Consider the following 22598-nt stretch of genomic DNA (forward strand, 5'->3'; position numbering starts at 1 on the left):
AGCTTTTTAATGAAGGAAACAAAAATGAAAAAGAAAAATGTTGCCGTCTTGAATAAAAAACCCCGCTGGAAGTTACTTCACCAATACTATAGTTACACAGGATTCTACAAGTTTGTAGGCCGAAGTCTAAAAAAGGCGATTTTACCGGTAATTCTTTTTCTTGCAGCCTTATTTGCCATTAATGAATATGTGGTGAATATTAACAGCATCCTGGTCACTGTGACCGAAACTTATTCTCCAATTGGAATCCTGGCGGTGTTTCTAGCCTCAGAATCAATTTTTCTTGGTTTGGTACCACCCGAACTTTTTATTGCATGGTCCGGAAAATCTGCTATGCCTTTACTTAACCTTAGTTTCCTGGCATTGGCTTCTTACATTGGAGGGATAATTTCTTATTGGATAGGCAAAGCCATTACACAAATCCCCGCCGTACATGAGGCGATGGAAACAAAAATGTCCAAACATATTAAGAATACGGAGAAATGGGGAGGGTTTCTTATTGTTGTTGGTGCACTCCTTCCAATTCCTTTTGCTATTACAAGTGTGGCGGCAGGTATAATCAACTACAAGTTTAGATACTATTTGCTTTTTGGCCTTCTTAGATTTATAAGGTTCTATGGCTATGCCCTGGTAATTTTTAATATCGTATAAAAATTGTAAGAAACAATCCTTAATAATTCCTCTTGAAATCCCGTATTTTTGAAAGACCTTAAATACGGGATTTTTTATGGGCCACGATCATGACCACGGAGCCGGCAAGAACCTGAAACTTGCTTTTTTTCTAAATGCTGCCTTTACCATTTTCGAAATCATTGGCGGGTTGTATGTTAATAGTGTGGCTATAATCTCAGACGCTGTACATGACCTTGGAGACACTCTTTCTCTTGGTACTTCCTGGTACCTGCAGAACAAATCAAGGCAAGCCGGTAATAATAAATTCAGTTTTGGTTATAAGCGGTTCTCTCTCCTTGGAGCCCTAATTAATAGCCTGGTACTTATTGCTGGTTCTGTGTATGTGATAACCGAAGCTATAAGTCGTCTTATAGAACCGGAATATTCTGATGCCGGAGGAATGCTCCTTTTTGCCATTGTAGGGGTTGCGGTTAATGGTTTTGCAGCCTATAAACTTTCCAGCGGCACTTCTATGAATGAAAAAGTAGTTTCGTGGCATCTTTTAGAAGATGTTCTGGGATGGGTAGCTGTACTAATTGTGGCTATAGTCCTGCATTTCTACAACAGTCCATATCTTGACCCTGCTCTTTCCCTAATAATTACTCTTTACATCCTTTTTAATGTTTTCAAACGACTTAAAGAAACAATGTTTATTTTCCTACAGGGAGTACCAAAGGAAATTGATTTACAAGAAATAGAAGAAAAATTGCGATCCATTCCTCATGTAGCTTCCCTGCACCATATGCACGTGTGGTCGATGGAAGGAACAGACCATGTTTTTACAACTCATATCAAATTGGAAAACATAAGACAATTCGAACAGCTGCTAAGTGTAAAGCGGGCTGTAAAAGATGTACTTCAGGATTATAATTTTGATCACTACACAATTGAAACCGAACTGGATGAAGAGTCTTGCGATCTTCTCTAGTTACCGTATCTGAATAAACTTAATATTTAATTCTCTCTCTAACTGGCGCAATTTTTTGAGTTCGTATTGGTTTACAAGAGCTAAAGACAAACCTGTATTACCGGCTCTTGCTGTACGGCCGCTGCGGTGAGTGTAGTATTCTGTTTGATCCGGTAACTGGTAATGAACTACAAATGCAAGATTTGCTACATCAATCCCCCTCGCGGCTACATCTGTAGAAACCAACAATCGCAAATTGTCACCTTTAAATGCCCTCATCACCTTATCCCGGTCCTTTTGAAGCATATCGCCTTCCAGCAATCCTACCTCATGATTCTTTGCTGCCAGTTGTTTAACCAAAATTCTTGCCGCCGATTTTGTTCTTGTAAAGATGATCCCCCTCTTTTTGCCCTGGCTTTTTAGAAAATATGCCAGGGTATCCAGTTTACTATTATCATCTCCTGCCACGAATTGATGTTCAATTGCAGTATTTACCGCATCCTGTTTATCAATGGCTACACGACGCGCCCCTTTGTTCACATACTTACTTATGATCTCGTTAAGTTCCTGTGGAATTGTTGCAGAAAACAACCACACATTTCTCTCTTTGGAATCTGTAACTTCAAGGATTCTCGTAAGATCATTTTTGAAGCCCATGCTCAGCATTTCATCTGCCTCATCAAGTACAAGAGTTTTTATTTTACGAATATCTATAGCCTTACGATTAATAAGGTCTATTAACCTTCCGGGAGTAGCAACCACGATCTGCGTTGGCCGGTTTAGTCGGGCAATCTGGATATCAATTTTTTCTCCTCCATAAACTGCTTCCGTAAAAACCTTTTCTGAATATTTGGTGAATTTAAAGAGCTGTCGGGCTATTTGTTGACCTAGTTCCCGGGTGGGAGACAGAATCAAAGCCTGAACGTGATCTTTTGCAGGGTCTATTTGGGCAAGAATAGGTAGTCCAAAGGCTGCTGTTTTTCCAGTACCGGTCTGTGCCTGTCCAACAAAATCAACTTCTCCTTCTGTAAGAATTGGAATAGCAGCCTCCTGTATTTTAGTTGGTGTGACAATCCCTATTTCATTCAACCCTTTGATGATGTCATCCGACACTCCCAGTTCTTTAAAAGTCATTGCTTTAATTTTTTGCGAAGATAGTTTATTCTTAACAGAAATATTTTTCTGGAGATTTGAAAGAAATAGATCGGTGGCTCCTTTAAGTCATTATTATCATCTTAAGAGATTAATAATATGGCTGTTAAATTGAAGCTAAACCATTCATATCTAAATGAATTATAATATATAATTATTAATTTGGTAGTATAACCGATAAAATAAGAAACATGCTGACTATCATATTAAATATCCTATTACCACCTGTAGCCGTTTATCTTAACCATGGAGTAGGAACGACCCTTTTGATAAGCATCATCCTAACTTTAATTGGTTGGTTACCCGGAGTAATTCACGCATTTATAGTAAATTAAAAAAATAAAAACTGTCTAAGATGTAAATCCCTTTATGATTTCAATGTGAGAGATTGGGATCAAAAACCTTCCCTTTTGAAGGTTCCAAAAAGTTTGAATTAGCCTTTAAGCTTATATTTTAGACAGTTTCTTTTTTGTTTTATATCTAATTTTTCTCCTCAAGTTTTTGCTGCCACTTCCATGTGCTTGCCAATGCATCTTCAATAGTGTACTCAGCTTTCCATTTAAGAACCTCATTAGCCTTATGTGTATCTGCATAGGCAGAGATTATATCCCCTTCCCTCCTTTCAGCAAATTTGTAGGGTAATTGCTTTCCGGAAACTTTTTCAAAAGCCTTTATTGCTTCAAGAACTGAATTTCCCTTTCCCGTACCAAGGTTGAATACTTCATAATTCTCCTTTTGCTCCTCTTCAAGTAATCGCTCTAAAGCCACTACATGGGCACGGGCTAAATCCATTACGTGAATATAATCTCTTATACAGGTGCCATCTGGAGTTGGATAATCATTTCCGAAAACCGAAAGTTTATCTCTTTTACCTGCAGCTGTCTGTGTAATGAATGGCACCAGGTTTTGAGGTGTACCTATTGGCAGCTCTCCAATATTTGCACTTGGGTGCGCGCCAATTGGGTTAAAATATCTTAATGAAATAGCACTTAAATGAGGCACTGCTTTACAAGTATCAAAAATGATCTCCTCTCCTATTTGTTTCGTATTACCATAGGGAGATTCAGCTTTTTTTACAGGCGCACTCTCGGTAATTGGCAATTCATCGGCCTGCCCATAAACTGTACAGGAGGAACTGAATATAAATTTTGGTGCTTCTTTTTCTTTTAACTGTTGTAATAAATATATCAGCGTATTTAAATTGTTTTCATAATAGAGCAAAGGATTCTCCACACTTTCACCTACTGCTTTAGAAGCGGCAAAATGTATCACTCCTTCAATGTTAGGATACTTGTCAAAAAAGTGATTTACAGCCTGCTTGTCCCGAAGGTCCAGATTCTCAAATTCCGGAGAGATTCGGGTGATTTTTGTAATTCCCCCCAACACTTCGATAGAAGAATTAGACAAGTTATCTACTATTACAACTTCAAACCCTTTTTCCTGAAGTGCCACCACAGTATGAGAACCTATAAAACCCAAACCACCCGTCACCAGTATTTTTTTACTCATTTTTATTATTTCTGAATCTTCCGCAAATTAAGAAATTACCATGTATAAAAGGAAAGCTAAGAGCTGAATTACTAAACCACCTTTAATTCTTTATCTATATAGTTAAAAATCACACTAAAAGCTATTTCAGGAGCAGAGACCTGCAGAAAAAATAGGATGAACTTCCATCCCGAATTAGGAGCTTTTAAGGTATATTTGCATCATTAAAAAAATAGCTATGTCTTTAGAATCACAAGTAAAAATTTTTAAATGGATCAGCATTTTTGAAGGGGTATCATTTCTTGTGCTGTTGTTAATTGCAATGCCATTAAAATACATCTGGGAATTGCCAGAAATGGTGCGTATAGTTGGGATGGCTCATGGCATCTTGTTTGTAGCGTACATTTTTGGAGCTTTATTATTGTTCAAGCCACTACAGTGGAAGTTTAAAACTCTTATGATTGTCTGTTTAAGCTCGGTTCTACCCCTGGGCCCTTTTTATGTTGAGAAAAAATATTTGTAATCCATGTGGGAGGATATAAAGGAACTAAGTAATTTTTTAGCCGAATTTTTTATTGAAAAGGGATTAGATGCAGATATAGCTCATTTCCTGAACATGCTGGTGAATATCATTTTTGTTTCTATTCTCTGGTTTGTCATACATAAAATTACAAAGAGCCTTCTTCTTACCACCTTCCATAAGTTTACCAATAAGACCAAAACCACTTATGATGATTACCTTGTAAAAAGTAATTTTCCGAAATATGTAAGCAATATTTTTCCGCTTTTATTGCTCATATTGACGGTGCCTGTGGTATTTGAAGATTATCCACGGCTACTCGTTGTATTTGAAAAGCTTGTAGACCTCTATATTATTTTTCTTACGGTGCTCATTGGCCGGAGCCTGGTGCGAACCACAACAAATTATATGAAGCGGCATGAGCGCTACCAAGACAAACCTATTGAAAGCTATGCACAGGTACTTATAATTGGCTTCTGGTCATTAGGTTTAATTTTTGCATTTTCAGAAATTACCGAAAGATCTGTTATTGGATTTTTAATTTCTCTGGGTGCGGCATCTGCCATTATCCTGTTCATATTTAAAGATACCATAATGGGGTTTATAGCCTCAATTCAGGTTTCGGTTAATGACATTGTTCGCATTGGGGATTGGATTACCTTCAGCAAGTACGGGGCCGATGGTTTTGTAACCGAAATCAACCTCGCTACGGTGCGAGTGCAGAATTGGGACAACACTTACACCACAATTCCAACTTATAACCTTATTGCCGATTCTTTTCATAACTGGAGAGGAATGCAGGAATCTCCCGGCCGGCGGATCAAGCGATCTCTGAATATTAAACAAAATTCTATAAGATTTATAAATGATGAGGATATCGAGAAATTTGAAGAATTTGGTTTGGTTGCTCCTTATATAAAACAACGACAGGAAGAAATAAATGAGCACAACCAGAAATTGGGTGTAAATAAAAAACATCTACTTAACGGAAGACATCAAACAAATCTTGGGGTCTTCAGAAATTACGCTCTTGCTTATTTAAAAGCACATCCACAGATCCACCAGGAAATGACTATGATGGTGCGTCACCTTCCTCCTACCACCCAGGGTATTCCCCTGGAAATCTATTGTTTTAGTGCTGATAAGAGATGGGAGTTTTATGAAGCAATAACTGCCGATATATTCGATCATTTAATTGCTGCAGTACCATATTTTGACTTACAATTATTTGAGTCTCCTTCCGGAGATGATATTATTAAGTCTATGAAAAGTTTATCAAAAATTTACTAAACAAAAAGCTGCCATTCTCACGGCAGCTTTTTTATTATCATTTACAAAGATCTAGTGAACTTCGTCCCTGTGGTCATCTTTGTAATTCCTTCCTCTACGCCTGTCATCATCATCCTCATAATCTTCTCTGAAATAATTATGTCGGGCATAATCGTTTCGCAGGTTCTTTGCTCCTAAATATCCTCCCGCAGCTGCAGTTATTACACCCAGGATTAAAGCAATTGCAAGGTACATGGCAGCATCAGAAACTCCCTGAGCTACACTTTCTGCAGTTTTATTTGCCTGCTCCTTAGTATTAGCAAGAAATTCCTCCGCTTGTTGACGCAAATTGTCATATTGAGCCAGGTAATTATCTACTGCCTGTCTTGCTTCACTTTCAGACATATCGGTACGTTCTGTCAATACATTTACAAGCGCCTGTTTATCCACCTCTTCAAAGGTGCCTTCAAATTCATTCTTGGCATTATTAAAAATTTGTTCTATTTGATTGTTTAAACTTCCGGGTTGAGTAACGACTTCCTGGCCTTGTTCTCTAGCTTCGGAAGTTACTTCTTGTGCCTGGCTTTCTATTCGGTCCGGATCCAGCTCCTCTTTACCTGTATCCTCCAGGAGAGCATAAAATTCCTGCTTTGCCTGCTCCAGTGAAATATTTAATGATTGAGATTGTTGCTGATTCTGAGCTTGATCACTACTACTACCTGTAACCACATTTTCAATAGCTTGTCCTGTAGAAGAAACTGCAGAACTAACTATGTTTCCAACTCCGGAAATGATACTCCCAACCGTTGAGGTAAGTAACCAGGCTGAAATAAAAGTGTATAAGGCCCATGTCATTATTCCCTGAATCATCCCGCTTTTATTAGAGAAAGAAACTCCAACACGGGCAGCGACATAACCGCCAATAAATAATGCCACTAAACAACTCACTATCCACCAGATGAGAGCTCCTGTGCCCAAACCACTTAAGGGATTACTTTCTTCGGTAGGCTCAATAGAACCAAAGCCTACTGCAAGCCCTATAAGATTTAGTAAAAGCATGACAGATATTATTGCAACTACACCTGCAAAAATTGCCCTCCAGGAAACTCCTTTTCTAGGCACAGAGTCATAGCTGTTAATTTCAGTTACTGTTTTCATAATTAAAATATTTGGTTGTTAAATAATTTATTAGTTGATTTTCATAAAGTTAACCCTTAATAAATCTAAAATTCATAAAATAATCAAAAGGTTCGGTATTTTCCTTCATGAACATGAGAAAACTCATTTTTTAAAATAAATTTGTTCAATAAAAAACAAGGTATTCTCTCATGCATCTTAAACCTTTCCTTCAGGGCTTTGGAATTTTTGCTGTACTAATCTCCCTCTTCCCTTTTGTTGCTTCAGATTACTGGTGGATAAGGATGTTCGATTTTCCTCATGTACAACTCACGATTCTCACCCTTGTGGCCCTACTGGTCTATTTCTTCAGGTTTGATTTGCATAACTGGAGAGATTACACCTTTGTCACCGTCTTAACGGTCTGTTTTTTACTGCAATTAACCAAGATATATCCTTATACACCTTTCTCAGGTGAGCAGGTTAGACAAAATACTGCTGCCGTTCCAGGTAGCAGTATCAGTATACTAGCTACCAATGTGCTGCAGCAGAATGACCGGTATGATTTGGTAGTAAGGGAAATCTTTAGACAGGATCCCGATCTTCTCATCTTTACCGAAACTAATACTACCTGGCAAAATGAATTGCGAAAACGCCTGAAGGATTTTGATTATGACTACCGTATGGAAATGCCCCTTAACAACACTTATGGAATGCTGGTTTACTCCCGCCTGGAATTGCTTGAACCTCAAATAAGGTTTCTTTTAGAGGACAGTATTCCTTCCATGCACGCAAAAGTGGTTTTGCCTTCCCGGGAGGTAATACAGTTACATGTCATTCATCCCACACCACCAATGCCTCCCCATGACGGATCTTCAACAGACAGGGATGCCCAAATGATGATGGTGGCAAAAATGGCAAAAGAATCAAAGCATCCGGTGATTGTAGCGGGAGATTTCAATGACGTTGCCTGGTCTGAAACTACTCAGCTTTTTCAGGAAGTGAGCGGACTTTTGGATCCACGTGTGGGTCGCGGACTTTTTAATACTTATAATGCGGATAGCTGGCTTATGAGATGGCCTCTGGACCATTTATTTGTTTCACATGAATTCCGGATGGTAAAGATGGAAGTGGGACACGATGTCGAGTCAGATCATTTTCCTCTATATGCTAAATTAAGCCTGGAGCCGGAAGTAAGAGCGGTACAGACGGTTAAACCGGCAAGCCAGAAGGAAATGCAGGAGGCAGAAAAACAAATTGAAAAGGAGGAGAAAAAAGATAGAAAAGAAAAAGCCGAGGGAAAAGAATAACTAGTTCTTAAGTCGGTCCTTCACAAACTCAATCTCGGTCTTTCCATGAGGTTTTGCCTTACCCTGGTCGTCAAGAGAAACCATAACAATTCTTTCTATGGTTATTATTACTTCCCGCGTCATCTTATTGCGAACTTCACATCGCAAAGTAATGGAGGCATTTCCAAATTTCACCACATCCATTCCTATTTCCACAATATCACCTTCCCTTGCAGAGCTCTTAAAATCGATTTCACTCATAAATTTTGTGACCGTGCGGGAGTTTTCCAGTTGGATTATTGCATAAAGCGCGGCTTCCTCATCTATCCATTCCAGAAGTCTCCCACCAAACAAAGTGCCGTTGGGGTTAAGGTCCTGCGGCTTTATCCATTTTCTGGTATGAAATCTCATAGGGAAATTTTTTGTTGAAAAATAAAATTAAAAGTTTTATCTAAAATATTCTATCCGGGCGACCTCCAGGATTTCTGAATGGTCAAAAGCAAGTTCAGGTAGATCGTTAATATTAAACCAGCCGGCTTCGGCGGCATCGTCATTTCCTTGAACCTTTTCTTCAGAGGTTACTTCGCCCAAATAGGTGACGCTGATAGTCCTGCCTCGCGGGTCTCTTCCCGGAGTACCAAATGTCTGCAGCTGTTTCAAATGTTGAACTTTTAGACCTGTTTCTTCTTCAAGCTCTCTCTTTGCACCATCTTCTAAAGGCTCTTCATCTTCAAGAAAACCTCCCGGAAGCGCCCATTGGTCTTTAAAGGGGACTTTTTTACGCTTGACCAATAGCACTTTGGATTCCTTATCATTTCTGAAAAATATCACACAATCTGTAGTTACCGAAATGTTTTGTCTAGCCATATTTTTATTTAAAATAAACAGTCTGAATATTCACAAATTCCCTGATGCCGAATTTCGACAGCTCCCTTCCATAACCTGAATTCTTGGTCCCTCCAAAAGGCAGGCGGGGATCACTTTTAACCAGTTCATTGACAAACACTGCCCCATCCTCTATTTGAGGAATTAACTTTTGAGCCTTCTCCTTACTAGCTGTAAACAATGACACTCCAAGTCCAAATTGAGAGGAATTTATAAGATCAATCGCTTCTACTTCAGATGTAAAGGTGGTAATCCCTATTGCAGGACCAAAAGTTTCCTCATTAAAAACTGGCATTTGCGGGGTAACATTTTTCAAAACAGTAGGTGCGTAAAATGCCTTTTTTCGCTCCCCTCCTGTTAATAATACGGCGCCCATTTCTACGGAATCATTTACCTGCTTCTCAAGGTCCTTTGCAAGGTCCTCCCTCGCCTGTACTCCAATAAAGGTGTCTTCCTCCATTGGATCGCCGGACTTCAATTCCTTAACCTGTTCTACAAACAAGTTTGTGAACTTTTCAGCAATATTTTCCTGAACTAAAAGACGCTTTCCTGCAATGCAGCTCTGTCCGGTATTCTGGAATCGGGCCTGCACGCAGGTTTTTACTGTTTCTTCCAAATTTGCGTCATCAAAAACCACCAGGGCATTACTTCCTCCCAGTTCCAGCACAGATTTTTTGATATGTTTTCCTGCCGTTGCGCCTACGGCTCTTCCTGCCCCTTCACTACCCGTTAAGGTGACAGCTCTAATCCTTTTATCCTGAAGTACGTCGTCAACCTTTTTACTACCTATGACGAGGTTCTGAAAACACCCTTCGGGGAAACCTGCTCGAATAAATACTTTTTCAATGTTTTTCCCGCACCTCATCACATTGCTGGCGTGTTTAAGCACTCCCACATTACCTGCCATTAAAGCCGGAGCGGCAAAACGTAATACCTGCCAAAAAGGGTAATTCCATGGCATAATTGCCAGCACTACCCCCAGAGGAGCATAATTCACATAACTTTTGGTGGCATCTGTTTCGACTTCTTCAGGAGCGAGTTGTTGTTCAGCATTCTCGGCATAGTACTCGCATACCCAGGCACACTTTTCAACTTCAGCAATAGATTGTTTTATCGGCTTACCCATTTCCTGAGTGATCCCTTCGGCGTATTCCTGCTTATTTTTCCTAAGTTCTTCCGCAGCCTTAAGCATAAGCTTTGATCTAAATGAAAAAGAAGTAGATTTCCACTCAAAAAAGACAGCTGAAGCTTTTTCAAGTGCTTTGTCGATATCTTCAGAGGAAGATTCCCGGTGTTCTTCGATAGTTTCTCCTGTAAATGGATTTTTGGAAAAAATCATAAAATGGTGTTTTTCTAAAGGTAAAAAGAACCTGTAAGCAAGAGAAATTATTAGAAGGATTTTAACTGAAACCCGAATTGTTCACAACACGTTTATAAATCAAAAATGAATGAACTCTAATCGCTTCGTTCTTTTACTATCTTTAAGAAAAACCCCACTATGAGAGATCGTGACCAAAGTTTACTTGAGTTAAGACCGCAAATAGAATCTGCTGTGGTGAATGCTTCAACCCTTCCAGATGAAAAGTTCCAGAACCGGACTCTGCGCCCGGTAATCTTGCTTCAAAATGATCTGCTACTCGAAGCTTTCAGGAATTACGTACAAAAACATAAAAATGTTTTTTATGAAATGACTGTAGATAAAAGAATGACATACATTGAAAATTCTATTCAGAAGGACATAAAATTCCGAAACAGTTTAAAAGGAATGATCATTGGTCAATTCACCATTGATGAATACCAGTATTATATAACTAACTCTTCTGCACTTAATAAAAGAATGATGAACCTTGTTAAGGACAGGTTGCAAAGTAATATCCAGCTGCTTGAGAAACTGTCAGCAGTATAGATCTTCCTGAAAACTGCAATTATTAAACTTTTGCTAATTGTTCTTTTTTAAATATTGCGTTGGCTAATTTTAAAAAAAGCAACAAAATGAGCATTAACAAAGAAGAATTATTTAACAAATGTCTTGATACCGTCAATGAAAAAATTGACCAGTATAATGAGAAACTAAATACTCTTACCGGCCAGAATGAGCAGCACAAATTTCATCCTGATTTTGATGAATATGGAAATAAAGGGGAAATGCTGACAGAGTATGAAAAGAATATAGTTTACCTTGACCGGGTAAGAAACATGAAAGAAACTCTTGCCAATCTGGACCGGGACCATCGCAGTGAGGTGGTGCGACCGGGCAGCGTTGTAGAAACCAAAAACGGCTATTATTTTGTTTCGGTACCTCTCGGAGAAATCGAAATGGAGAGCGGTAGTAAAGTTTATGCAATCTCGTCGGACGCTCCTATTTACAAGGAAATGGAAGGAAAAAAAGAAGGTGATTCCTTTAGTTTTAGAGAAGGGGAAGTCGAAATTGTAAAAATTCTTTAATTTCTACTCGGGGTATTCAATCCTTAGATGGTAAATATTTTTAAGCTTTCGCTTAAGAACCTTTTTTACCTGCTGAATTTCCCTGAATGTAACATCTGAATTTAGGAACTGCCCGTCCTCCATTTGTTTATTGATTATTTTTTCAACAAACTTGTCTATAGTTCGGGCAGTAGGTTCTTTTATACTTCTGCTGGCTGCTTCCACACTGTCACACATCATCAAAATTGCTGTTTCCTTACTAAATGGCATTGGCCCGGGATACCTGTAATCATCCTCATTTACTTCCTGGTCATTTTCCATAGCTTTCTTAAGGAAATAGTGTACAGTGGTAGTGCCGTGATGGGTTCGAATAAAATCAATGACCCTATCGGGGAGATTCCTTTTTTTAGCGATCTCTATTCCGTTTATCACGTGTTCAATTATAATCTCGGCACTTTCTTTTGGAAAGAGCTCGTCATGTGAATTAACCGATGTCGTTTGATTTTCGGTAAAATAGGTGGGGTTACGCATTTTTCCAATATCGTGGTAAAGCGCTCCTACCCTTACCAGCATGGAATTTGCATTAATTTCGTTCGCTGCTGCCTCTGCAAGATTTGCCACATTCAGGGAATGATGAAAGGTTCCCGGAGCTTTGTCTGAAAGTTCCTTAAGCAGTTTTGTGTTCGTATCTGAAAGTTCCAGTAGCGACATATCTGAAATTAAACCGAAGATCTTCTCGTAGGCATAAATCAGTGGCTGCACAAAAAGAGTTGCCAGTCCACCCAGCAGGAACATGAGAAAAGTTTCGGGTTCTACTTCATAAATTGAACCTTCCTGAATTACAGTGAAAGCAAAATAGGAGACAATATAGACAAGGGTGATCTGCCCCACGGTTATGAAAAGGTTAGCTCTTTTATATAATTCTGAAACTGTGAGAATTGTTACTATCCCTGCAATAATTTGCAGGAACATATACTCGTAACTATCTGGTACAATAAAACCAAGCAGCAAAACCGTAATTACATGTGTGAAAAGCCCGAGGCGGGAATCAAAAAATCCTTTTATTGTTAAAGGCAGCACGCAAAGTGGAACCACGTAAACATAGGCAACATTAAAACGTATGATCAATATGGTAAGAAGGACCATGAGCGTAACATTAAAATAAATAAAGGTGACCTTTATGTTATTTTGGAAGATATCATACCGGTATTTCCTAATGAAGAGCATTAACATGAGTAAGGCAAGGAAAACAAGCAGCGTATAACCCACGATTACCCAATTATAATTGGCTTCACTCCATACCTGCGATTCATATTCTGCCTTAAGTGAATTTAGGACTTGTAATTTCGCCCCTTCCACAACTTCTCCCTTGGCTACTATGATAGTCCCTCGTTCTACGTTACCCCGGGTATAAGAAATTTGATTATACCTGCTTTCCAGATCACTTTGGGTAAGAGCTTCATTATAAGTAACATTCGGTTTGACGGTATCAAAAAATAATCCGATTAACTCTTCCCGGTAATTTTGTAACTGTGCCTGATCAATTCTGCGATTGAGAAAATCCCTTAACTGGTTCTGCTTTAGTATGCTCTTGTAAGTCACCTCGGTCACTTCATTGCCTTCGCGCAGATAAACCAATTGATCGGGACTTAGTGGAACTATCTCCTGCAGCACTCCTGCATCATAGGTTTCTTCAAAAGTATTCTCAATAAACTCTTTAAGCTGAATATTCTCTCTACGCGTAAGAGTGTCGGGAAAAATACGTACAAATTGCTCCTCCAGAGCAGACTCTACTTCCGAAACAACTTCTGCATCGTAATCATAATAAGGAACATGGGTTTTATTAATCTCCTCTTTTTCAGCAGCAAGTTCTTCAGGACTTTTTAAAATGGCAAAATCGAAGGGAGCATAAAGGTTCTCATACTGCCAGGGTTTTCCTTTAGGGATCTCATATTTAAACTTGCCTCCTTTGGGAAACATGTATACAATGACCAGGGTGGTGAGAAGAAATAAAAAAACCTTGTAAAAAAGGTCCTGATTTTTATAAAGACTGTTTACAAACGATTTCATACAGGGACTATCTCTTTCCAAAAGTACTAAAAAAAGCCGGCTGTAGAGAACACGTTGGTTTGTTCCTTTTAAAATGATTAAATTCGCGAAAGTAAAATCATAATCCTTTAAACCATGAATAAGGAAGTAGTTATTGTAAGTGCCGTAAGAACTCCGATAGGAAGTTTCTTAGGTAGTTTATCTACCGTTCCCGCGACAAAACTGGGATCAATAGCAATAAAAGGAGCTCTGGAGAAAATCAATCTCAAACCAGAGATGGTAGACGAGGTGCTCATGGGAAATGTTGTACAAGCCGGCGTGGGACAGGCACCGGCGCGACAGGCCGCTCTTGGTGCCAATATACCTACCAGTGTTCCCTGTACTACCGTGAATAAAGTTTGCGCCAGTGGAATGAAAGCCGTAATGCAGGCAGCACAGGCTATTGCTTTAGGGGATGCCAACATTGTTGTTGCCGGGGGAATGGAGAACATGAGCCTTATTCCACACTACTTACATTTAAGAAACGGACAGAAATTTGGTCCAACCCAGATGGTGGATGGAATGCAAAAAGATGGTCTTGTTGATGCTTACGACCACAATGCAATGGGCGTGGCTGCAGATCATTGTGCAAAAGAGCATAATTATTCCCGGGAAGAGCAGGATAAATTTGCCATCCAATCCTATGAAAGGTCTCGTACCGCATGGGAAGAAGGAAGATTTAAAGACGAAGTGGTACCTGTGGAAGTACCACAGAGAAAAGGAGATCCTGTAGTTGTTAATGAAGATGAAGAATACAAAAATGTGAAGATGGATAAGATATCCTCTTTACGTCCTGCATTTAGCAAAGAAGGTACTGTGACGGCAGCAAATGCTTCAACTATAAATGACGGTGCGGCTGCACTTGTGCTTATGAGCCGGGAGAAAGCTGAAGAGCTTGGCCTTGAAATTTTAGCCAGCATTAAAGGATTTGCAGATGCCGCTACAGAGCCAATATGGTTTACAACAGCTCCGGCGAAAGCACTACCTAAAGCTCTTGATAAAGCCGGAATTTCTATCGATAAAGTTGATTTTTTTGAATTTAATGAAGCTTTTTCTGTAGTAGGATTGGTAAACATGAAGATTCTGGAACTGGAAGATAAGAACGTGAACGTAAACGGAGGGGCTGTTTCTTTAGGACATCCACTTGGTTGTTCAGGTGCCCGAATAATTGTGACGCTACTAAACGTTCTTAAGCAAAACAACGGTAAAATAGGCGCGGCAGCTGTTTGTAATGGGGGTGGCGGTGCATCGGCAATGATCATTGAGCGTCCATAATTCCTGTTCCAAAGCACCTTTTTGAATGCAATACGCCATTTGTAATTTAGGGACAGTCCCTTTAAGAGCAGAACCTGCACACACTTCTGAAATGGTAAGTCAGCTACTCTATGGCGAAACCTATAAGATTCTGGAAGAAAGAGCAAAATGGTCAAGAATACGGACTTCTTTTGAAGCTCTTGAAGCCTGGATTGATAATAAACAACTCTTTAAGATCACAGAACTAGAGTATGAAAAGCTAAAAAATGAGGACCTGCAACTTTCGGCAGATCTTATGGAGTTTGTAACAGGAGAAGGATTACTTATTCCTATCCCTATAGGTTCTGTTTTAAACGGAGTAGCACTTTTAAAACATCAACACTCAGGTGCAATTGCTACGGGAAGTCAGTCGAAAGAGAAGCTCATAGAAACCGCCTTTTTATATCTCAATGCTCCTTTTTTATGGGGCGGAAAAAGCCCAATGGGAATTGATGCCAGCGGTTTTACTCAAATGGTGTACAAACTTAATGGTTACAAACTCTCCCGAAATGCAGCAGAACAGGCTCAACAGGGGGATTCCCTGAGTTTTATAGAAGAAAGTGAGCCCGGTGATCTGGCTTTTTTTGACGGTCCCGATGGGGTAATAAACCATGTGGGTATCATAATGACCGACAATTATATTATACATGCCGATGGAAAAGTGCGGCTTGATCGCCTGGACCATTCAGGAATTTACAATTCAGATTTGCGTCGACACACTCATAAATTAAGGGTTATCAAGAAGATAATATAAAAATAAAAAAACCCGTTCAAATGAACGGGCTTTTTTATTTTCTAGTTTTTTAAACTATTGTTTTGGAGTAGCTGCTGCATTTGTAGATTCAAGTTCAGCAATCTTTACCTTCATTTCTTCTGCCTTTTCAGGTTCATTGATCTGGTAGTAGATATTCATTATGGTTCTGGCAGCTTCAAGATTTGTTGGATCATTAGCCATCACTTTTTCAAGGTGTGGAAGAGCCTCTCTATAGATTCCCTGGCGTTGTTCCGAAAGCTCCTCATATTTCTTTTGATCGGCTTTGCTCATCCCAAGACTATTCATTTCCTCTACCAAAGGTGCTTCTTCAGAAAGAATTACATAAGCTACATTTATTCTGGCATTGTGCATATCAGGATCAAGTTCTATAGCTTTTTTATAATAGTCAATAGCACGGTCATTCTCCCCAAGTTCTGCAGAACTTACTCCCATGTTGTAGTAAAGAGTAGCATTATCGGGGTTTTGCCTTACAACCTCTTCAAGAATCTCACGATATTTTGCCATGTCACCCATTTGGTAATACATATCGGCCTCAGCCTGCATAAGAGCAGCATCGTTAGGATTAGCCTGCTTTGCACTTTCCATTGCTTCAATCGCCTTCTCTTTATTTCCTTTTTCAATATAGATCAAGGCTATGTTCTTGGCAATTTCTCCTTCTTTAGATTCTTCCTTCTTATCCTGTGGGTTTATATAAGTTCCAGCTTTAACGAAAAGATCTCTTTGCTCTTTTGAAGCCATTCTCTCTTCTTCACCTGTTTCTTTGTTTACTGCAGTATAAATCATTTCTTCTCCTGTAAATCCAAGATCCTGAAGCTCCTCATAATATCTTAACGCTTCATCATAATCTTTGGAATTCACTGCGTTGGAAGCTGCATAATATAAATACACTGTATCACGGTCACTCATCCTGTAGCTCATCTCCAACTTTTTTGAAGCTTCAGCAAAATTCTGAGCATTTTGATCTTCAATTGCCGAGTTCACCAGGGCATTACTCACTGTAACCATTCCTTGCTCTGCCTCTTCCTGGCCCAATTCTTTTGCTTTTTTCATTGCTTCCGCTGCCGCCATTAAATCGTCAGTAGAAACATTTTGACCATCTCCTACCAAAGTATATCCTCTGTAAAGGTAGAAATCGGCTTTCTCATCATTATCGGCGTTAGCCAATTCTGCTTCTGCCTCCTGAAGGTAATTCTTAGCTTTCTGGTAGTCTCCTTTTTCAACAGCTTTACCTGCTCTTCTTATCTCCTTCTTTTGGGCAAATGATACGACAGTAATCATCGCTAATGCTGCCGTTAGAATTCTGGTTTTCATCTTGTTTTATTTTGATTTAATTATTCTTCACTATCGTTTGCAATAGTTGTGCCATCCTCATTTTGATCAGTGATCTCGGGTGTTGCGTCACCAGCCACATCCTCAACATCTTCTTCCTCATTAATCACTTTGGCTACCGCAGCAATGGAATCATTATTCTTTAAATTAATAAGTCTAACTCCTTGCGTTGCGCGGCCCATAACCCGTAAATTAGATACAGATGTTCTAATAGCCAATCCCGATTTATTGATGATCATAAGATCATCAAGATCGGTTACATTTTTAATGGCCACAAGGCTACCCGTCTTAGGTGTGATCGAAATGGTTTTCACCCCTTTCCCTCCACGGTTGGTAATTCTGTAGATTGGTTCCCCATCTTCGGGATCGTCAATATAAGTACGTTTCCCATAACCATTTTCCGAAACTACCAATACTGTCTCTTCCATTGGGTTTTCAACGGTGATCATTCCCACTACCTCATCTTTCTCATCGGCAAGGCTTATTCCTCGTACTCCCGATGCATTTCTACCCATAGGTCTTGTCTTACTCTCATCAAAACGAATGGCCTTTCCACTTTTTAGAGCCAACATCACCTGACTTTCCCCTGTTGTGAGCCTTGCCTCAAGCAATTCATCTCCTTCCCTTATGGTTATAGCATTAATACCATTAGTTCTCGGTCTAGAGTACTGCTCCAGGGAAGTTTTTTTCACTTGTCCTTTCTTGGTAGCCATCATGACATAATGGCTATTAATATACTCTTCGTCCTTGAGGTCTTTTGTACAAATAAATGCTTTTAATTTATCGTCGGGTTCAAGATTAATCAGATTCTGAATTGCTCTACCCTTTGAAGTTTTACTTCCTTCGGGAATCTCAAACACCCTCATCCAGAAACACTTACCTTTTTCAGTAAAAAATAACATGTACTGGTGATTTGTTCCTATAAAAAGATTTTCAAGAAAATCTTCATTCCTGGTTGTAGACCCTTTCTGGCCAACGCCACCTCTGTTCTGGGTTTTATATTCAGTAAGAGAGGTCCTTTTAATATAGCCCGCGTGTGAAATAGTTATTACTACCTGCTCATCGGGGATCATATCTTCCATGCTTAGGTCTCCCCCGGCATATTCTATTGTAGAACGTCTTTCATCTCCATACTTCTCTTTAACCTCGAGCAGCTCATCTTTAATCACCTGCATTCTTCGTTCCTTTCGCGCCAGTATATCCTTAAGATCTTCAATTGTCTTCATGATCTCTTCATACTCTACACGAAGTTTATCTTGTTCAAGACCTGTAAGTTGTCTTAATCGCATTTCCACGATTGCTTTAGCCTGGATCTCGGTAAGCTCAAAACGTTCAATTAGCTTAGATCTCGCTTCATCGGCGTTGCTGGAAGCTCTTATAAGAGCAATAACTTCGTCAATATTATCGGAAGCAATGATAAGCCCTTCCAATATATGAGCACGCTCCTCGGCTTTGCGTAGTTCGTATTCCGTACGACGCACCACAACCTCATGGCGATGTTCCACAAAATGATAGATCATATCCTTCAAATTCAACATTTGAGGCCGACCTTTTACAAGTGCAATATTATTGACACTGAAGGAATTTTGGAGGGAGGTGTGTTTATAAAGAAGGTTTAGAACGATATTTGGAATAGCATCTCTTTTGAGGATATAGACTATTCGCATTCCATTACGATCAGATTCATCCCGAATTAGAGAAATTCCCTCTATTTTCCTGTCATTTACAAGCTCAGCTGTTTTTTTGATCATTTCAGCCTTGTTGACCTGGTACGGGATTTCTGTGACAATGATTGCTTCCTTACCTGCAACCTCTTCAGTATGTGCCTTAGCTCTTATCACCACTCTTCCACGACCGGTTTTAAAAGCTTCACGAACTCCGTCATAGCCATAAATGGTACCTCCGGTAGGAAAATCGGGAGCCTTAACGTGTTCTATAAGTTCGTCTATCTCAATATCGTGATTCTCTATGTATGCTGTAATTCCATCTACAACTTCTGAAAGATTATGAGGCGGCATATTCGTAGCCATTCCCACTGCAATACCACTGGCACCATTTACAAGTAGATTTGGAATACGTGTCGGTAAAACTGAAGGTTCATGGATGGTATCATCAAAGTTAAGCTGCATATCAACAGTTTCCTTATCGATATCGGCTAGCATATCTTCGCTAATCTTGCGCATTCTTGCTTCGGTGTAACGCATAGCAGCAGGACTATCCCCGTCTACCGAACCAAAGTTACCCTGTCCATCTACCAACATATAACGTAAACTCCACTCCTGGGCCATACGTACCATAGTGTCGTAAACAGAAGAATCTCCATGCGGGTGAAATTTACCTAAAACTTCCCCTACAATTCTTGCCGATTTTTTGTGAGCTCTGTTGGAAAGAACTCCTAACTCATACATTCCATATAAAACCCGGCGATGAACCGGCTTTAAACCGTCACGAACGTCTGGCAGGGCACGTGACACAATGACCGACATTGAATAATCAATGTAGGCCGACTTCATTTCATCTTCAATATTGATAGGAATTAACTTTTCTCCTTCAGCCATAAATACTTGTTATTTTGGTTCAAAAATCTAACGTGCCAATTTACGCATTTTAAGCAACCCGGGAGCACTATTCATTGAGGTTTTATTGTATTTTATTAACAAATTTTTAGTTGTGCTTGGTTAATAAGTTCATTACATTCTGCTTTGTTTTATAAATGCAAATTCGTCAATTAGCTATACTTCATATGAAGCCGGTATTGATAATCGGGTATGGTTTTTGAAACCTTAATAATATAATCAGAGAGAAAGGAACAAAATGGATGATAATTTTTCACCAAGAGTAAAGGATGTAATAGCCTATAGTAAAGAAGAAGCCCTTCGGCTTGGCCACGATTTCATAGGAACCGAGCATTTAATGTTGGGTCTTCTAAGGGATGGGGATGGCAAAGCCATTAACATACTGCACGCCCTGGATGTCGATCTCACACATTTGAGAAGAAAAGTAGAAATTCTTAGCCCCGCTAATCCAGATGTGGCAGTAGAAACTAATGAGAAGAGAAACCTCCACTTAACAAGGCAGGCAGAAAGAGCTTTAAAAACCACATTTTTGGAAGCTAAGCTATTTCAAAGCACTTCTATAAATACTGCACATTTATTATTGTGCATTTTAAGGAACGAAAATGATCCCACCACCAAGCTATTAAATAAGCTAAAGGTGGATTATGACGGGGTAAAAGATCAGTTTAAATATATGATCACCAATGATGACGATTATATAGATTCCCCTACTTCTGAATCCTTTTCTGATGAAGATGCGACTTCAGAAGATGCCGGAAAAGGCAATCCCTTTGCAGGCACACCCGGAAAATCCACAAAGAAATCAAAGACTCCGGTCTTAGATAACTTCGGAAGGGATCTAACTGCATTGGCAGAACTGGATAAACTTGATCCTGTTGTAGGCCGTGAGAAGGAGATTGAACGGGTTTCGCAGATCTTAAGTCGTAGAAAAAAGAACAATCCGCTCCTTATTGGAGAACCCGGAGTTGGTAAGTCGGCTATTGCCGAAGGTCTTGCCCTTCGTATAGTAAAAAGAAAGGTTTCACGAATCCTGTTCGACAAGCGCGTCGTTACTCTTGATCTTGCCAGTTTAGTGGCAGGAACAAAGTACCGGGGCCAGTTCGAGGAGAGAATGAAAGCTGTAATGAACGAGCTTGAAAAGAATGATGATATTATTCTTTTCATTGATGAGATACATACTATTGTAGGTGCCGGTGGCGCCACAGGAAGTCTTGACGCCAGTAACATGTTTAAACCTGCACTGGCAAGAGGTGAAATTCAATGTATTGGTGCTACAACCCTTGATGAATACAGGCAATACATAGAAAAAGACGGAGCTTTAGAAAGACGTTTCCAAAAAGTAATCGTAGAACCCACTACTATTGAGGAAACTATCGAGATCCTGAACAATATAAAAGACAAGTACGAAGAACATCACAATGTTACCTATACAGATGAAGCCATACAGGCATGTGTCAAGCTCACCAGCCGATATATGACCGACAGGTTTTTACCAGACAAGGCTATTGATGCCCTTGATGAAGCAGGATCACGGGTACACATTACCAATATCGATGTTCCCAAGCAGATTTTGGAACTTGAGAGAAAGCTGGAAGAAGTAAGGGAGCTTAAAAATACTGTAGTAAAGAAACAGAAGTATGAAGAAGCTGCCAAACTGCGTGACGATGAAAAAAATATAGAAAAAGAACTGGCTCAAGCACAGTCAAAATGGGAAGAGGAATCTAAAATGCACCGTGAAACGGTGACAGAAGATAATGTGGCCGATGTAGTGTCCATGATGACAGGAGTTCCTGTTAACAGAATCGCTCAAACCGAAATCAATAAACTTTTCAAATTACCTGAATTGATTAAAGGAAAAGTTATTGGCCAGGATGAAGCAGTTGGAAAGGTGGTAAAAGCCATTCAACGTAATCGTGCCGGTCTTAAAGATCCGAATAAACCTATTGGTTCCTTTATATTCCTTGGTCAAACAGGAGTTGGTAAGACTCAATTAGCAAAGATTCTTTCAAGGGAGCTTTTTGACAATGAAGATGCGTTGATTCGTATCGATATGAGTGAGTACATGGAAAAATTTGCGGTAAGCAGATTAATTGGTGCACCTCCGGGTTATGTAGGATATGAAGAAGGTGGTCAGCTTACCGAGAAAGTACGCAGAAAGCCTTACGCAGTGATCCTTCTGGACGAGGTAGAAAAAGCTCACCCCGATGTATTCAACATGTTGCTTCAGGTCCTTGATGACGGATATTTAACAGACAGTCTTGGTCGCAAGATCGACTTTAGGAATACAATTATCATTATGACCTCCAACATTGGAGCAAGAAAACTGAAAGATTTTGGTCAGGGAGTTGGATTCGGAACTACCGCAAGGAAGAACCAGATGGACGACAATGCCCGGGGAGTTATTGAAAGCGCTTTGAAAAAAGCCTTTGCTCCCGAGTTTCTTAACCGTGTTGATGACGTGGTTATCTTTAATCCTCTTGAACAGGAAGATATCTTTAAGATCATCGATATTGAACTTGAAAAACTCTTCGGAAGAATTGGTGCTCTTGGGTATAACCTGGAATTAAGTCCTGAAGCAAAAAAGTATATTGCTGAAAAAGGATTTGATAAACAATATGGTGCAAGACCTTTAAATCGTGCCATTCAAAAATACATCGAAGACGCACTGGCCGAGGAGATCATTACTTCCCACATTTCTGAAGGAGATAAAGTTCTCATGGATCTTGATGAAGAGAAAAAGGAATTGACTATAAAGGTTGAAAAAGCCAAAAAGGAGACAAATTCCGAAGATTCAAAATAAATTAAATATTTAATA

The 22598-nt window shown here is 39.5% G+C and carries 20 protein-coding genes; 11 read left to right on the forward strand and 9 right to left on the reverse strand.

The annotated features are described in order from the left end of the window. Window positions 1-9: 9 nt before the first annotated feature. Together H148_RS0111120 and H148_RS0111125 are read left to right on the forward strand one after the other, a co-directional pair. Window positions 10-651 carry a YqaA family protein gene (locus tag H148_RS0111120; RefSeq protein WP_245583423.1) on the forward strand — a complete coding sequence of 214 codons (642 nt, stop codon included), beginning with the start codon at window positions 10-12 and terminating at the stop codon, window positions 649-651. A gap of 76 nt (window positions 652-727) precedes the next feature. Next, the gene (locus tag H148_RS0111125; protein WP_029034864.1) at window positions 728-1600 is read left to right on the forward strand and encodes a cation diffusion facilitator family transporter; all 873 of its coding nucleotides are present in this window, start codon (window positions 728-730) and stop codon (window positions 1598-1600) included. On the opposite strand, the gene H148_RS0111130 is transcribed toward H148_RS0111125, so the two are convergent. Next, window positions 1601-2713 carry a DEAD/DEAH box helicase gene (locus H148_RS0111130; protein WP_029034865.1) on the reverse strand — a complete coding sequence of 371 codons (1113 nt, stop codon included), beginning with the start codon at window positions 2711-2713 and terminating at the stop codon, window positions 1601-1603. Window positions 2714-2922: 209 nt separating this feature from the next. Between H148_RS0111130 and H148_RS18505 the strand changes: the two genes are divergently transcribed. Continuing rightward, window positions 2923-3066, forward strand: coding sequence for a YqaE/Pmp3 family membrane protein (locus H148_RS18505; RefSeq protein ID WP_083961651.1), 144 nt, complete (start codon window positions 2923-2925; stop codon window positions 3064-3066). 145 nt (window positions 3067-3211) lie between these two features. Here the strand turns inward: H148_RS18505 and galE are convergent, their stop codons facing one another. Then, the gene (galE, locus tag H148_RS0111135) at window positions 3212-4240 is read right to left on the reverse strand and encodes a UDP-glucose 4-epimerase GalE (protein ID WP_029034866.1); all 1029 of its coding nucleotides are present in this window, start codon (window positions 4238-4240) and stop codon (window positions 3212-3214) included. Between the two features lie 217 nt (window positions 4241-4457). Here galE and H148_RS0111140 point away from each other — a divergent pair, with 217 nt between their 5' ends. Both H148_RS0111140 and H148_RS0111145 read left to right on the forward strand, forming a co-directional pair. Next, on the forward strand, window positions 4458-4742 hold the full coding sequence (locus tag H148_RS0111140; protein WP_029034867.1) for a DUF3817 domain-containing protein: 285 nt from the start codon (window positions 4458-4460) through the stop codon (window positions 4740-4742). Between the two features lie 3 nt (window positions 4743-4745). Continuing rightward, on the forward strand, window positions 4746-6029 hold the full coding sequence (locus H148_RS0111145; RefSeq protein WP_029034868.1) for a mechanosensitive ion channel family protein: 1284 nt from the start codon (window positions 4746-4748) through the stop codon (window positions 6027-6029). A gap of 51 nt (window positions 6030-6080) precedes the next feature. Here H148_RS0111145 and H148_RS0111150 read toward each other — a convergent pair whose 3' ends face one another. Beyond that, complete coding sequence (locus H148_RS0111150; protein WP_029034869.1) at window positions 6081-7166, reverse strand: MFS transporter; 1086 nt, start codon at window positions 7164-7166, stop codon at window positions 6081-6083. Between the two features lie 170 nt (window positions 7167-7336). On the opposite strand from H148_RS0111150, the gene H148_RS0111155 reads away from it, so the two are divergent. Next, window positions 7337-8434, forward strand: a complete 1098-nt coding sequence (locus tag H148_RS0111155; protein ID WP_029034870.1) for an endonuclease/exonuclease/phosphatase family protein — start codon at window positions 7337-7339, stop codon at window positions 8432-8434. Here H148_RS0111155 and H148_RS0111160 read toward each other — a convergent pair whose 3' ends face one another. The 3 genes from H148_RS0111160 to H148_RS0111170 are packed head-to-tail and all read right to left on the reverse strand — an operon-like array spanning window position 8435 to window position 10637. After that, complete coding sequence (locus H148_RS0111160; protein WP_029034871.1) at window positions 8435-8824, reverse strand: acyl-CoA thioesterase; 390 nt, start codon at window positions 8822-8824, stop codon at window positions 8435-8437. A gap of 36 nt (window positions 8825-8860) precedes the next feature. After that, a complete protein-coding gene (locus tag H148_RS0111165; RefSeq protein WP_029034872.1) occupies window positions 8861-9280 on the reverse strand; it encodes an NUDIX domain-containing protein in 420 nt (139 codons plus the stop codon). Between the two features lie 4 nt (window positions 9281-9284). Beyond that, window positions 9285-10637 carry an NAD-dependent succinate-semialdehyde dehydrogenase gene (locus H148_RS0111170; protein ID WP_029034873.1) on the reverse strand — a complete coding sequence of 451 codons (1353 nt, stop codon included), beginning with the start codon at window positions 10635-10637 and terminating at the stop codon, window positions 9285-9287. A gap of 159 nt (window positions 10638-10796) precedes the next feature. Here H148_RS0111170 and H148_RS0111175 point away from each other — a divergent pair, with 159 nt between their 5' ends. After that, entirely contained in the window at window positions 10797-11204 is a 408-nt protein-coding gene (locus H148_RS0111175) for a hypothetical protein (protein WP_029034874.1), read from the forward strand. 86 nt (window positions 11205-11290) lie between these two features. Then, on the forward strand, window positions 11291-11743 hold the full coding sequence (locus tag H148_RS0111180; protein ID WP_029034875.1) for a transcription elongation factor: 453 nt from the start codon (window positions 11291-11293) through the stop codon (window positions 11741-11743). Between the two features lie 3 nt (window positions 11744-11746). Here the strand turns inward: H148_RS0111180 and H148_RS0111185 are convergent, their stop codons facing one another. Next, complete coding sequence (locus tag H148_RS0111185) at window positions 11747-13792, reverse strand: HD family phosphohydrolase (protein ID WP_029034876.1); 2046 nt, start codon at window positions 13790-13792, stop codon at window positions 11747-11749. Between the two features lie 114 nt (window positions 13793-13906). Between H148_RS0111185 and H148_RS0111190 the strand changes: the two genes are divergently transcribed. Together H148_RS0111190 and H148_RS0111195 are read left to right on the forward strand one after the other, a co-directional pair. Then, on the forward strand, window positions 13907-15085 hold the full coding sequence (locus H148_RS0111190; RefSeq protein ID WP_029034877.1) for an acetyl-CoA C-acyltransferase: 1179 nt from the start codon (window positions 13907-13909) through the stop codon (window positions 15083-15085). Between the two features lie 25 nt (window positions 15086-15110). Then, a complete protein-coding gene (locus H148_RS0111195) occupies window positions 15111-15857 on the forward strand; it encodes a C40 family peptidase (RefSeq protein WP_029034878.1) in 747 nt (248 codons plus the stop codon). A gap of 54 nt (window positions 15858-15911) precedes the next feature. Here the strand turns inward: H148_RS0111195 and H148_RS0111200 are convergent, their stop codons facing one another. Together H148_RS0111200 and gyrA are read right to left on the reverse strand one after the other, a co-directional pair. Continuing rightward, a complete protein-coding gene (locus H148_RS0111200) occupies window positions 15912-17189 on the reverse strand; it encodes a tetratricopeptide repeat protein (protein WP_029034879.1) in 1278 nt (425 codons plus the stop codon). Window positions 17190-17209: 20 nt separating this feature from the next. Next, window positions 17210-19765 carry a DNA gyrase subunit A gene (gyrA, locus tag H148_RS0111205; protein ID WP_029034880.1) on the reverse strand — a complete coding sequence of 852 codons (2556 nt, stop codon included), beginning with the start codon at window positions 19763-19765 and terminating at the stop codon, window positions 17210-17212. 256 nt (window positions 19766-20021) lie between these two features. On the opposite strand from gyrA, the gene H148_RS0111210 reads away from it, so the two are divergent. Continuing rightward, the gene (locus H148_RS0111210; protein ID WP_029034881.1) at window positions 20022-22583 is read left to right on the forward strand and encodes an ATP-dependent Clp protease ATP-binding subunit; all 2562 of its coding nucleotides are present in this window, start codon (window positions 20022-20024) and stop codon (window positions 22581-22583) included. Window positions 22584-22598 lie beyond the last annotated feature (15 nt).

It is taken from the genome of Salinimicrobium terrae DSM 17865 (assembly GCF_000424665.1).
GTDB lineage: Bacteria > Bacteroidota > Bacteroidia > Flavobacteriales > Flavobacteriaceae > Salinimicrobium > Salinimicrobium terrae.